We start from the raw sequence: 12,101 nt of genomic DNA, 5'->3' as shown, positions 1-12,101 counted from the left end.
ATACAGGAAGGAGATTCCTTGTGGTCCATATCACCAAGTGTATGTAGATTCCCTATAGTTACCTTCCTGCATCTGTCTTTTAAAAGTATATAAAATTTGTACTGTATACGCTTGTGGTAAAGGTATGAGATCCCTCCCGGATGACAGGAGAGAAAAATAGTTATATGGAAGCAACTAAATATTAATATCAGGCTTAGAATTCGCCTTTGTTGATATAAGGATGAGTCCAGAGAATGGCCGTAAGGGTAACTGCTTTAAACCAGGCATCGTGCATTTTAGCGACTGTTTCTGCATCGTGTCCTTTTTTGGAGAGGAAGCCTTTGATGGTGGCTGTAATAGGATAGATAAACGCGACGATATAGCGGTAGTGCACGATGGGAGCAGTATCGACATGATCAGTTTTGTTCTTCCTGGTGCTGTGGTGCCGCAAGGCGATCTCATGCTGATAGTTCAGCCACTCCTGGTCGTAGGGGCGGTTGCACAGGTCCAGGATCCACTGCTTAAACCTGGCCCTGACGGCATCCAGGTACTGCGTGTTGGGCTGCCCGTCTTTTGAAAAGTAGTACAGCAGGTGTTCGTTGCTGCCAACGTAGTTATACCACAGATCCAGCACCTGGTCCGTCTGGTCCTTGAGCACGTCACCTGCCATCCGCAGATACTTTTCGTCCTCTTCTGTAAAAAGAACCGTCTTTTTGAGCAGGTTCAGGTCTTCGAGTGTTACGGGGGAGGTACCTACCTGCCCGTATGCATATCCTTTAATCTGATCCATAGTAGAAAATTTTACCGGTTATACCAGATAGTATATACGTGGTTCCATAAAACTATTCCTCCCATTGTCATTCCCGTAGGGGATCTTGTGGGCGAACTGCAACTAAGCTAGCTACTGAAGGCCTTTTAACGGAAGGTACATTTTACTATTTGGTATTACATGCTTTAACTCATAAATTACTGAATAATACGCAGAAAATATTCAGCAGATCACAGAACAGCAAAGAGATTTTTTTAATGTTCGGTAGCACGCCGAGCAGCTGCAGAGGGTGTGGAGGCAGGTACAGCAGAACCTGAAATGCTGCTGTACCCCTGGAAGCAGCTGCAGAGGGTGTGGTGGCAGGGGCTGCAGAAAAAATCTCAGGCAATAAGTAAATTACAGCCCCTGATGTCGGAGTTATCAAACCTTCCCAGCACCTCAAAGCTGCCATCCGGGTAGAGCCGCCCGATGTCTTTTGTCTCTACAAAGGCGCAGGAGTCCACGTTGGCCAGGTCGATCACGTTGATGCCGCCGGAGCGCATGCTGTTGCTTACCTGGAACGGGTCGTTGAGCTCGCGCAGCAGTAGGCGCATGCTGAAGCCCGGCCTGAAAATGCCTTCGCCCAGGGAGTAGCCCTGCGATAACAATTCCGTCATGCCGTATTCGGAGCAGATGCGGCTCACGCCAAAGCCCTGTTTGAGGTGTGCGTGCAGCTCCTCCCGTATCATTTCGCGGTGGCGCCCCTTCATGCCACCGGTTTCCATAAAGATCACATCCGATAAGTTCTCGCTACCCTGCAGTTTCCTGGCCCAGTCCAGCAGTGCATAAGATACCCCTATCAGCAATACCTTCTTTCCTTGCTGCTGCGCCTGCCGGATAGCCACCAGCAGCTTGTTATAATCGTGCAGGAAAAAGCCTTCCTCCCGCTGCCCCGTCAGCTTCATGAAATGAGCCGCCATGGTTACGAGCGAAGAACCGCCCTGCACCAGGTAAGATGGCAGGAGCGCCAGCACCTCGTATTGCTGGAAACTGCCAAAAAAGTCTTCAAAAATAAGTTCGGCCGTGCGCGTGTACCAGGCCAGGTGCGACACATGGTGCCTGCTGCGCGTGGCTTTGGTGGTGCCACTGCTCAGGAATGTTTGCTCCGGCTTAAACGTACCGGTTACAACGGCATGCGATTTAAAAAACTCGATGGGCAGAAAAGGAATCTGCTCCAGGCGCGCTACCTGTTCCGGTAGTATGTGCAGATGAGACAGGTACTCTTTGTAGACCTCGTTGTGCTGTGCCTGGAAGCGGAAAAGTTCCAGCGCCAGTTGCTCAAAGTCGAAGTCTTTCTGGTGCAGCCGCCGGATATGTTCGGTTTTAAAATCCATCCAAATTTAGTTATAACAAATACGACATCTGTTCGTTTGAATTAGTAAATTTAGCTTCAATTTTAGACAACCTCATGAAATACCTTGTAAAGTATTGCGCCTTCCTGGTGTTGTTGCTTGTGCTGGCCGGCACGTCCTGCCGTAAGGAGCCGAACTTTGATCTGAAGCCCCATATCAATTTCGAAGAGATACAGGAAACTATCTTTGTTGACGAAAACAGGCTCAAGCATCACCAGATTACGATCGTGGTTTATTTCCAGGATGGGGACGGAAACCTGGGTCTTTCGCCTGAACCGCCTGCCCCCTTTAACAGTCCGCCCTATGATAAAAACTTTATTGTAAAACTCCTGGTAAAAGAGCCACAACCGGATGGTACAGCTGCGTTCGAGGAATACCAGTTCCCGGTGGCAGGTTTTGATCTCAGTGGCCGTTTCCCCAGGATATCGAACGACGACCGCCCTGAACCCCTGGAAGGTAAAATCAAATATACGTTCGACATCACATCAGAATTCCCGAACCTGGCCGGTAAGGTCGCTAAATTTGATATCTTTATTTACGACAGAACACAGCCTGTTCCGCTTAAAAGCAATACGGTAACAACAAACGAAATTACGTTACTCCGGTAATACGCGTTGGCACTTGAAATCATAAAAAAATCCCTGCAGCAATTCGTTACTGCAGGGATTTTTTTTGAAAGGGTAGCTATTCATCAGTACAGAGCCGGATACGTTTTTGGGTCTGCTTCGTGCATCAGCGAATAAACATATTCAAACACATCCTCTACGTTTGGTTTCGAGAAGTAGTCGCCGTCGGTGGAGTATGGCGGACGGTGTGCCTGTGCCGGCAGGGTTAAAGGCTTGGAGTCCAGGAACTTCCAGGCATCCTGCTCATCTATTACCTGCTGCATCATAAAGGCCGTGGCACCACCGGGCACATCCTCGTCGGTGAACAGGACGCGGTTGGTCTTTTTGATAGAATCGGTGATGGTGTGGTTGATATCGAAAGGCAGCAGGGTTTGTACGTCTATCACCTCGCAGGAGATGCCGAACTCTTCCAGCTGACTCGCAGCCTCCAGCACAATGCGGCACATGGAGCCATAGGTAACCACCGTTACGTGCTCGCCCTTCCGCAGAATTTCCGGCTGGCCAAGCGGTACGGTAAACTCTCCGATGTTGCTGGGCATTGCCTCCTTTAAGCGGTACCCGTTCAGGCATTCGATTATCAGCGCCGGCTCCTCCGCTTTCAGCAGGGTATTATAAAAGCCTGCCGCCTGTGTCATGTTGCGGGGCACCAGCACATGAATGCCACGGATGCTGTGCAGGATCATACCGATAGGCGAACCGGAATGCCAGATACCCTCGAGGCGATGGCCCCTGGTACGGATGATAACCGGCGCTTTCTGGCCCCCTTTGGTGCGGTAGTGCAGCGTAGCCAGGTCATCGGACATGATCTGCAGGGCATAAATCAGGTAATCGAGGTACTGAATTTCGGTTATGGGCCGCAAGCCACGCAAGGCGGCGCCTATCCCCTGCCCTACAATCGTACACTCCCGGATGCCGGTATCGGTAACGCGCAGTTTTCCGTATTTTTCCTGGAGCCCGGAGAAAGCCTGGTTCACATCACCGATCAGTCCAACATCCTCGCCGATAGCAAACACCCGCGGGTCACGCGCCAGCATGGCATCAAAACAGGCCTTCAGTACTTCCCTGCCGTCGACCATAGGCGGCTCCTCGCTGTATTCGGCTTTCACTTCATCCACCAGCAGCACCGAGTCTTCGGACTGGCTATATAAATAAGAGTTGTATCGTTCGGCATTTTCGCCCAACGCCTGTTCCAGCCAACCGGTGAGCTCGCGTTTTGCTTCGTTCCGCTCGTGGGTTACGTAGCGCAGTGCTTTGCGAACTGCTCTTACAGCATCGCTCCGGATGGGGTTAAGGGTTTTGCGCAGCTCTTCGGCAATGGTAGCCAGGGCCGGTATGTGTTCGGAGGCAGCAGCCAGGTTATCGAGCAGTCGCAGCGCCTCTTCATGATCAATTTTTACATCACTGGCAAAAGCATTCCAGGCAAGGCCGCGGGCGGTGCGTACGGCATCTTTGGCTTCGGTTTCAATCTGGTCGAGTTCCTCTACGGTAGCAAAGCCGTTTTCGAGAATCCACTCGCGCATTTTTTTAAGGCAGTCGTACTCCAGCTCCCACTCCAGCCGCTCTTTGGATTTGTAGCGTTCGTGCGACCCGGAGGTAGAATGCCCCTGCGGCTGCGTCATCTCCTCTACGTGCACCAGCACCGGCACATGCTCTTCGCGGCAAAGCCGCACGGCTGCTTCGTAAGTTTCGCACAAGCCGATGTAATCCCATCCTTTTACCCGGAAAATTTCATAGCCCTGCTCGTCGCGGCTGTGGCGCTGAAAACCGGAAAGCACTTCGGAAATACTTCCTTTGGTGGTCTGGTATTCATTTGGCACGGAAATGCCGTAGCCATCGTCCCAAACCGAGATAAGCATGGGCACCTGCAGCACACCGGCGGCATTGATGGATTCGAAAAAAGCTCCTTCGGAAGTAGAGGCATTGCCAATGGTGCCAAAAGCCACTTCGTTTCCGTTTACCGAAAACTGGTGCAGGTGCTGCAGTTCCGGGTTCTGGCGGTAAAGTTTGGAGGCATAGGCCAGGCCCACCAGGCGGGGCATTTGCGCAGCTGTGGGAGAAATATCGGCACTGGAATTTTTAAGTTGACTCAGGTTTTTCCAGTTCCCGTCCTCGTCGAGCAGTCGCGTACCAAAGTGGCCGTTCATGGCACGACCGGCAGTAGAGGGATCAGCCTCTACATCGGTGTGGGCATACAATTGTGCAAAGTATTGCTGAAGTGTAAGCTCACCAATGGCAAACATAAAGGTCTGGTCGCGGTAATAGCCTGACCGGAAATCGCCTGGCATAAAAAACTTAGCCATGATCAACTGCGCCAGCTCTTTCCCGTCACCAAAAATACCAAACTTTGCTTTGCCCATAAAAACCTCTTTTCGGCCAGTCAGGCTGGCCTGCCGGCTCTCCCACCCGATGCGGTAGTCGTTAAGAATCTCCTGGATTGTTAGTTTCTGAGTTATAGACACTTCAGCAGTATGCATGTTTTTCAACTAAGGGCTGTACAAATGTTTGTATCAAAAGTAACTAAATTTACCTTCATTTCAAATCAGGGCCTTTTCCTGAAAAATTGGCATGGTTATGGAAACTATTTTTTTGTAAAAAGTTTTTATATCTTTGTTTGTGTATCACAGGATAAAATAGTATTTTACTATATAAAAAATAAAGTATGAGAAAATCATTATCCCTATTGTTTGCACTGTGTTTTTTACTGGCCGGTTTCAGCGCCAGCGCGCAGGGCGAGCTTAAATTTGAGAAAGAAACCCACGACTTTGGAACAGTACCGGAGGGTGTGCAGGCAACTTACGAATTTAAGGTAAAGAACGTAGGCAACCAGCCGGTTGTGATCGCCAATGTGCAACCCTCCTGCGGCTGTACCACCCCGGACTGGACCAAAGATCCGATTCTACCCGGCAAAACAGGCGTGATCAAGGCTGTATATAATAGTGCAGGTCGTCCGGGCCCATTCCATAAGGCCATTACCGTTACCTCGAATGCGGCTACTCCCAGCACCATTCTTTATATAAAAGGAGAGGTTGGACCAAAAGATACAAAAACAAGTTACACCCCGGAACAAAAGGCAAACTCTCCGCGTTTGGCTGTTGGAACCACCACTTACAATTTCGGAAAACTTGAAAAAGGACAAAAAGCAGTAGCCAAGTTCACCATCAAGAACACCGGTAAATCGGACCTGGTGATCCAGGGCATTAAGTCTGCCTGCAACTGCGTAAGCTACCGTATTTCGGAACAGGGATTAAAACCAGGAAAACAGGCAACGTTGGAACTTATTTATGTACCAACCATGTTAAATGAGCAAAACGAGGTAGTAAATATCTTTTCAAACGACATTATAATGACAGACCTGAAATTTACATTAAAAGCAAATGTAGTTGAGAGTCTGGCTTCAAAAAATATGCTAAGGGAAGGCAATCAGCCGGCACCTTTCAGATAGTTTTTTTCATAGTTTTATTTTGTACTAATGGCAGTGATTATATCGCTGCCTTTTTTCATTTTACCCCCTCCCACTTCTGCCCCCCTTCTTCTTCCGGTACAATTTGCCTGTAAATGTAGTATGCATGCACACTAATTTAGTTAAGTGCCGAAGTTGTGGTATATTTGCACCACTCGAAAAAACTACAATCTACACGCTACATTTTATGATTATTGGTATTCCAAAAGAAGTTAAAAACAACGAAAACCGGGTAGGTGCTACTCCTGCCGGGGTGATCGAGCTGGTCCGAAATGGCCATACAGTGTATGTGCAGTCGGAGGCAGGGGAAGGAAGCGGCTTTACAGACGAAGCTTATGTAAAGGCAGGCGCCCATATTCTTCCTACCCTGGAAGAGGTTTACGCCACTGCCGAAATGATAATTAAGGTGAAGGAGCCTGTGGAGGTGGAATATAACCTGATAAAAGAAGGCCAGCTGCTGTTTACGTATTTCCATTTTGCTTCGCATGAGCCGCTTACCCATGCCATGATCGCCAGCAAAGCAGTTTGCCTGGCCTACGAAACCGTAACCAAAGCCGACAGAAGCCTGCCGCTGCTGGTGCCCATGTCGGAAGTTGCCGGCAGAATGGCGATACAGGAAGGAGCTAAATACCTTGAAAAACCGTTGCTGGGACGTGGCATTTTACTTGGAGGCGTACCAGGCGTGCGCCCCGCTAAAGTACTGATACTGGGTGGCGGTGTGGTAGGTACCAATGCCGCAAAAATTGCAGCAGGCATGGGAGCCGATGTCACGATAATGGACACGAACCTGCAACGCCTGCGCTACCTCGACGACATCATGCCAGCCAACGTAAACACCTTCATGTCCAATGAATATAACATCCGGGAGCTGCTGCCCACCCACGACCTGATTATCGGAGCCGTGCTGATACCGGGAGCAAAAGCGCCCCACCTGGTTACCCGCGACATGCTGAAACTGATGCGCCCCGGAACCGTGGTGGTAGACGTAGCAGTAGACCAGGGTGGTTGTATCGAAACCTGCAAACCGACCACGCACCAGAACCCAACCTATGTGATTGACGATGTGGTACATTATTGTGTGGCAAACATGCCGGGAGCAGTGCCTTATACCTCTACCCTCGCGCTGACCAATGCCACTTTACCTTACGCCATTGAGTTGGCCAACAAAGGCTGGAAACGCGCCTGTGCCGAAAACAGCGAGCTAAAAGCCGGGCTTAACGTAGTACACGGGCAGGTAGTATTCAAAGGTGTGGCCGAAGCTTTTAACCTGGAGCATGCAGACATCGAAAAAGTTCTTTAGCATTTTGATAGCATCATCCTGTAAAACAGCCTGTTGAGATTTATCAGCAGGCTGTTTTTCTTTAAATGTTTATCCAGCCCGGGAGCAGCGGGTGTGGTGGCTGCTGCAGAAGCGTTTTTCGTCCGTTTTTATGCCTGCCAGGGGCTAACTTGTTTTCAGCTGCTGCCACCATTGCCTCTGCAGCTCCACTTTCAAAAGGAAATAATATCAAAGCACCTGATCGTAAGCTGGAATCTCCTGCAGCGGCACAAACCGACGGGTTTCGAAATTAACTTCCCAGCAATAATGCTCCTGCCCGTTTGTGATGACGACGTATTTGGCCCGGAGCGTCTGGTTGTAGGTAGAAACCTGTTTTACGACTTCCTGCGTGATGGGTACATGCGCCGCTTTGCACTCCACGAGCAGGTGCGGGGTGCCTGAGTTATCGTAAATGCAGATATCAGTGCGTTTCTGGAGCCTGTTGTAAGTTGCGCCTCTTTCCACGCTGATGAGGCCTTTCGGGTAATGCAGGCTGTTCCGTAAGTAATGAATAAAATGCTGCCTCACCCATTCTTCCGGCGTTAGTACCACATATTTGCGGCGCAGCTCATCAAAAATCAGGGAATCAGGACCGCTTTGTTTCAGTTTATAAGCAAACGGAGGCAGATTTAACGTATACATATTTCAAAATTACAGGATTTATAGCAGCTCCCCTACTTTTCACGTAGTAACTGATTAGACAAAACTGCCATGAAAACGAAAGAAGAAATTGTGAACGACTGGCTCCCCCGCTACACAGGTGTGCCGCTGAACGAGTTTGGCGAATACATTTTGCTGACCAACTTCATCAACTATGTCAGGATGTTTGCCGATAAGTTTGGGGTGGAGTTGCGGGGTATTGATAAACCTATGCAAACGGCAACAGCCAACAACATCACCATCATTAACTTTGGTATGGGAAGTGCCATGGCTGCTACGGTGATGGACCTGCTGTCGGCCATAAAACCCAAAGCGGCGCTATTTCTGGGCAAATGCGGCGGCCTGAAAAAGAAAACGCAGGTAGGCGACCTGATCCTGCCCATTGCCGCAATCCGGGGCGAAGGTACCTCCGACGATTACCTGCCTGCCGAAATACCGGCGCTTCCCTCATTCCGGTTGCAGCGTGCAGTTTCGTCTATGATCAAAAAGCACGAAATGGACTACTGGACGGGCACCGTTTACACCACCAACCGAAGGGTGTGGGAGCACGACGAGGATTTTAAAGAATACCTGCGCCAGATCCGGGCGATGGGTGTCGATATGGAGACGGCCACTATTTTTACCGTAGGTTTTGTAAATGAAATTCCGCACGGAGCGCTGCTGCTCGTTTCAGACAATCCCATGATACCCGAGGGTGTCAAGACCTCCGAAAGCGACAAACTGGTAACTTCCAATTACGTGGAAAAGCACCTGCTGATCGGCATTGATGCCCTGCTGGAGCTGATCAATTCCGGCGAATCGGTAAAACACCTTCGGTTTGAATAAACTTCAGATGCTAGTGACTGGCTAAGGAGGAGAGGCTCTGGTGGCAGTGGGTGCAGAACAAAACAAGGCAAAAACCAGCTGATATATGCTGTACCCACTGCCACCATTCCTTTACCTGCTGCTCAAAAAAATCAAGCAAACAAATTCTGTTTCAGCAGACTTGAAAGCAAACTTTTTACACCTTTTGCTTCCTTAGCTCATGCTCGCCCTGCCCCTTCACCTGCTTTCCCCGCACAAAAAACAGGAAGAGAAGCCCCACCACGAAAAACAAGCCTAAGGCCAGCACACTGTTCCGCATGTTGCCTGTGTACTGCGCTATAGCACCGTACGCCAGCGTACCTAACACGATAGAAACTTTTTCTGTTACATCATAAAAGCTAAAGTAAGAGGCGTGGTCTACGGTGGTAGCCGGAATAAACTTGGAGTAAGTTGACCGGGACAAGGATTGGATGCCTCCCATCACAGAACCAACAACAGCCGCCAGGATATAAAACTCCTGTTTATCAGAAATAAAATAGGCCCCCACACAAATACCCACCCAGATAAATACAGCCAGAATAAGTGCCCGCACATTGCCAAAACGCTTCGACAAAGCGGCAAAAGCATAAGCACCAGCAATGGCCACGAGCTGTATGATCAGGATAGTGATGATGAGCGCATCGCTGGGCAGGTTGAGTATCTCGATTCCAAAAATGGTGGCAACGTACATGACCGTCTGCACGCCCATGTTATAAAAGAAGTAAGCAACCAGGAAGCGTTTGAGCACCGGCAATTCCTTTACCTGGTTCAGCACTTTCTTCAGCTCCGTAAAGCCGTTCAATATCCAGCTGCCCTGCGGGTTGCGCCTGTAGATGTTGCCTGGTAAATGATAAAAGGTGTACTGCGCAAATCCAAACCACCAGAGCCCCGTCGTCAGGAAAGCAATGCGCGGCGGCAGGCTTTTGTTATCGGGCGCAATGGCAAACCACTCCGGCTTCTGGATCATGGCCAGGTTAAAGATGAGCAGGAGCACGCTGCCGATGTAGCCCATGGCAAAGCCCCGCGCACTCAGGTGGTCGTACTTATCTTCGGTTGCAATCTCGGGCAGGTAGGCATTATAGAATACAATGCTGCCGCTAAAGCCAATCGAAGCCAGCACAAACAGCATAACCGACATGGTAAAAGTTTCCCGCGTAAAAAAGTACAAGCCAATACAGGAAACCGAGCCCAGGTAGCAGAAAAGCTGCATAAACAACTTTTTTCTGCCGCTGTAGTCAGCAATAGCCGTCAGAAACGGACTTAGCGCAGCAATTATCAGGAAAGACGCTGATACGGCATAGGAATATAACACCGAACTTTCCAGCGAAAAGCCAAGAAAATTCACAAGGCTCGTCCCATCCGGTTTTTCAGCAACAGCACTATAATAGATAGGAAATATAGTGGACGTGATGACCAGGGAATAGACCGAATTTGCCCAGTCGTAAAAGCACCAGGCTCTTGTTACAGTTGGATTGTTCTTTTGCATGAGGAAATTTAGTAAAAATCCTGCTGACTGGGCATGGCAGGTGCAAAGATTACCTAAGATTGCAGCGAATTTCGTTCTGCCTTTACCATCAGGCTTAGCGCCAGTTCCCAAAGCTGCTCATAAGGTACTATTTCGACTTCGGCAAAGGCATCTCCCGGAAGAGGGGTATTCTTTAGTTTTTGTAACAGGTAACGGCTTTTTTTCCGGCAAGCACTTGCATCCAGGTTCTCGCGGAACATGAGCAGCACTAACTTAAAAAACAACCGGGGACGCTCTGCTTCCTTTTTAGTAAGATACTTTTGTATGTATTTACGTATCCGATCGCTGTAGTGGCTGGTATCTTCCCACTTGTCCGGCTGTTTTAGTAATTCAAAAATTTCGAGGATGACAATTGATACGTTAAAGCCCTCCTTGTCTCTGATCGTTAGTTTTAATAAGCTTTCTGTTTTTTTGCGTAATGCTTTCTCAGGACAAAATTTTTCACCTGTTATAAGATTATAAAAAGTAATGTAAAGGGCCCATCGCTCCTTCGCGGGATTATTAATTGTATAAATAGCATCAGAAGCAGCAAACTTTTGTAACAGGCCGGCAGCTAACTGATAGTCTTTACTCTGAAGGGCCAGCAGAAAGTAATTTTCCATAAAGGCCGACCAGTTTTTAGAGCCGAACAAAAATTCACTTTCAATATCCTGTGCATATGCCAACCCTACAGTGTATTCCCGTAACTGTAAGAAAGCAAAAACTTTTATGAATTTATTATACCTTAAATCAAACCTGTTCTTTGGTATTACTCCCTCTGCAATGAATTTTTCGGTACTATCTGCACTTTGTATAAGCTGTTTATAATTCCCGATAAATTCATAGTACTGCATTCTGAGTATATGCAGGTATTCATAGATCAGTGGTGAATTCGATTCCTTCCATTTCTTTTCAAGCAGCTTGATGGCAGTTGGCAGTTGATTTAATGCTTCATTACGACCAGCGACAGCCTGTTTTAAACCAAATCTTGCTTTGCGGTAAATGATCAGGGAATCCAGTTCCAGGTTTCTTATATGTCTGTATTTTTCCAGTTCATGCTCACAAGCAAAAAAGGCATCGTTCTGATTGCGTTCGTACAGCATCGCATACTTTAATTCGTAACAACGCAACAGTAATGCAGCCATTTTATATTCCTCTGCAATAGAAATAGCTTGTGAGATTACTTTCAGAGCCAAAACTGTTTCTTCAACCTGGTATAAAATATAGGCTCTGTTAATCAGGTTTTGGCACTGTTGTTCTTCAAATAAATAAGGCTTCAGTAAAGTATCTTTCAACACAATGGTATCAACAATTGCGTAAAGCTTCTTCTTCAGCCGTGACTTTAGCATTTTATATCGTTTCGGATCAGCAGCGGAGCCGTATAAAGCTTCCAGGGCAGCAGCATCATTTTCCACGAGCTTGTCTTTAACTAACTGATACAGTTTTGCTTCTAGACTATCTTGTGAGAAATCAATAAAATTATTTAAAGACTTTTTAGCGCGCTTCTCTACTGTCAGAACCAATCTCTCTAACTCGTTCATTCTAAGAATC

10 protein-coding genes are annotated in these 12,101 nt (G+C 48.2%); 4 read left to right on the top strand and 6 right to left on the bottom strand.

Translation table 11 applies throughout. The annotated features are described in order from the left end of the window. Positions 1–193: 193 nt before the first annotated feature. Both DCW36_RS00260 and DCW36_RS00255 read right to left on the bottom strand, forming a co-directional pair. Complete coding sequence (locus tag DCW36_RS00260) at positions 194–769, bottom strand: protoglobin domain-containing protein (protein WP_114783845.1); 576 nt, start codon at positions 767–769, stop codon at positions 194–196. A 359-nt stretch (positions 770–1,128) separates the two neighbouring features. Then, positions 1,129–2,121, bottom strand: coding sequence for an acyl-CoA synthetase family protein (locus tag DCW36_RS00255; RefSeq protein ID WP_114783843.1), 993 nt, complete (start codon positions 2,119–2,121; stop codon positions 1,129–1,131). Positions 2,122–2,195: 74 nt separating this feature from the next. Between DCW36_RS00255 and DCW36_RS00250 the strand changes: the two genes are divergently transcribed. After that, a complete protein-coding gene (locus tag DCW36_RS00250; RefSeq protein ID WP_114783841.1) occupies positions 2,196–2,747 on the top strand; it encodes a hypothetical protein in 552 nt (183 codons plus the stop codon). 83 nt (positions 2,748–2,830) lie between these two features. On the opposite strand, the gene DCW36_RS00245 is transcribed toward DCW36_RS00250, so the two are convergent. Then, on the bottom strand, positions 2,831–5,239 hold the full coding sequence (locus DCW36_RS00245; RefSeq protein WP_114783849.1) for an alpha-ketoacid dehydrogenase subunit alpha/beta: 2,409 nt from the start codon (positions 5,237–5,239) through the stop codon (positions 2,831–2,833). Positions 5,240–5,424: 185 nt separating this feature from the next. Here DCW36_RS00245 and DCW36_RS00240 point away from each other — a divergent pair, with 185 nt between their 5' ends. Together DCW36_RS00240 and ald are read left to right on the top strand one after the other, a co-directional pair. After that, entirely contained in the window at positions 5,425–6,207 is a 783-nt protein-coding gene (locus tag DCW36_RS00240; RefSeq protein ID WP_114783839.1) for a DUF1573 domain-containing protein, read from the top strand. Positions 6,208–6,412: 205 nt separating this feature from the next. Further along, positions 6,413–7,525, top strand: coding sequence for an alanine dehydrogenase (ald, locus tag DCW36_RS00235; protein WP_114783837.1), 1,113 nt, complete (start codon positions 6,413–6,415; stop codon positions 7,523–7,525). 207 nt (positions 7,526–7,732) lie between these two features. Here the strand turns inward: ald and DCW36_RS00230 are convergent, their stop codons facing one another. Beyond that, positions 7,733–8,185, bottom strand: a complete 453-nt coding sequence (locus DCW36_RS00230; RefSeq protein ID WP_114783835.1) for a type I restriction enzyme HsdR N-terminal domain-containing protein — start codon at positions 8,183–8,185, stop codon at positions 7,733–7,735. Between the two features lie 69 nt (positions 8,186–8,254). Here DCW36_RS00230 and DCW36_RS00225 point away from each other — a divergent pair, with 69 nt between their 5' ends. After that, entirely contained in the window at positions 8,255–9,028 is a 774-nt protein-coding gene (locus DCW36_RS00225) for an AMP nucleosidase (protein ID WP_114783833.1), read from the top strand. Positions 9,029–9,203: 175 nt separating this feature from the next. Here the strand turns inward: DCW36_RS00225 and DCW36_RS00220 are convergent, their stop codons facing one another. After that, on the bottom strand, positions 9,204–10,532 hold the full coding sequence (locus DCW36_RS00220; RefSeq protein ID WP_114783831.1) for an MFS transporter: 1,329 nt from the start codon (positions 10,530–10,532) through the stop codon (positions 9,204–9,206). A gap of 53 nt (positions 10,533–10,585) precedes the next feature. Next, positions 10,586–12,091 (bottom strand): hypothetical protein, encoded by a 1,506-nt coding sequence (locus tag DCW36_RS00215; protein ID WP_114783829.1) that lies wholly within the window; start codon positions 12,089–12,091, stop codon positions 10,586–10,588. Between the last annotated feature and the right edge of the window lie 10 nt (positions 12,092–12,101).

Origin of the sequence: Botryobacter ruber (genome assembly GCF_003347595.2) — a bacterium.
Taxonomy (GTDB): Bacteria; Bacteroidota; Bacteroidia; order Cytophagales; family Hymenobacteraceae; genus Pontibacter; species Pontibacter ruber_A.
This window is presented reverse-complemented; position numbering and strand designations above follow the sequence as displayed.

Bases quoted from the DNA above. Each gene is read 5' to 3' on its own strand.
- DCW36_RS00260 (WP_114783845.1), bottom strand. From the start codon at position 769: ATGGATCAGATTAAAGGATATGCATACGGGCAGGTAGGTACCTCCCCC.
- DCW36_RS00255 (WP_114783843.1), bottom strand. From the start codon at position 2,121: ATGGATTTTAAAACCGAACATATCCGGCGGCTGCACCAGAAAGACTTC.
- DCW36_RS00250 (WP_114783841.1), top strand. From the start codon at position 2,196: ATGAAATACCTTGTAAAGTATTGCGCCTTCCTGGTGTTGTTGCTTGTG.
- DCW36_RS00245 (WP_114783849.1), bottom strand. From the start codon at position 5,239: ATGCATACTGCTGAAGTGTCTATAACTCAGAAACTAACAATCCAGGAG.
- DCW36_RS00240 (WP_114783839.1), top strand. From the start codon at position 5,425: ATGAGAAAATCATTATCCCTATTGTTTGCACTGTGTTTTTTACTGGCC.
- ald (WP_114783837.1), top strand. From the start codon at position 6,413: ATGATTATTGGTATTCCAAAAGAAGTTAAAAACAACGAAAACCGGGTA.
- DCW36_RS00230 (WP_114783835.1), bottom strand. From the start codon at position 8,185: ATGTATACGTTAAATCTGCCTCCGTTTGCTTATAAACTGAAACAAAGC.
- DCW36_RS00225 (WP_114783833.1), top strand. From the start codon at position 8,255: ATGAAAACGAAAGAAGAAATTGTGAACGACTGGCTCCCCCGCTACACA.
- DCW36_RS00220 (WP_114783831.1), bottom strand. From the start codon at position 10,532: ATGCAAAAGAACAATCCAACTGTAACAAGAGCCTGGTGCTTTTACGAC.
- DCW36_RS00215 (WP_114783829.1), bottom strand. From the start codon at position 12,091: ATGAACGAGTTAGAGAGATTGGTTCTGACAGTAGAGAAGCGCGCTAAA.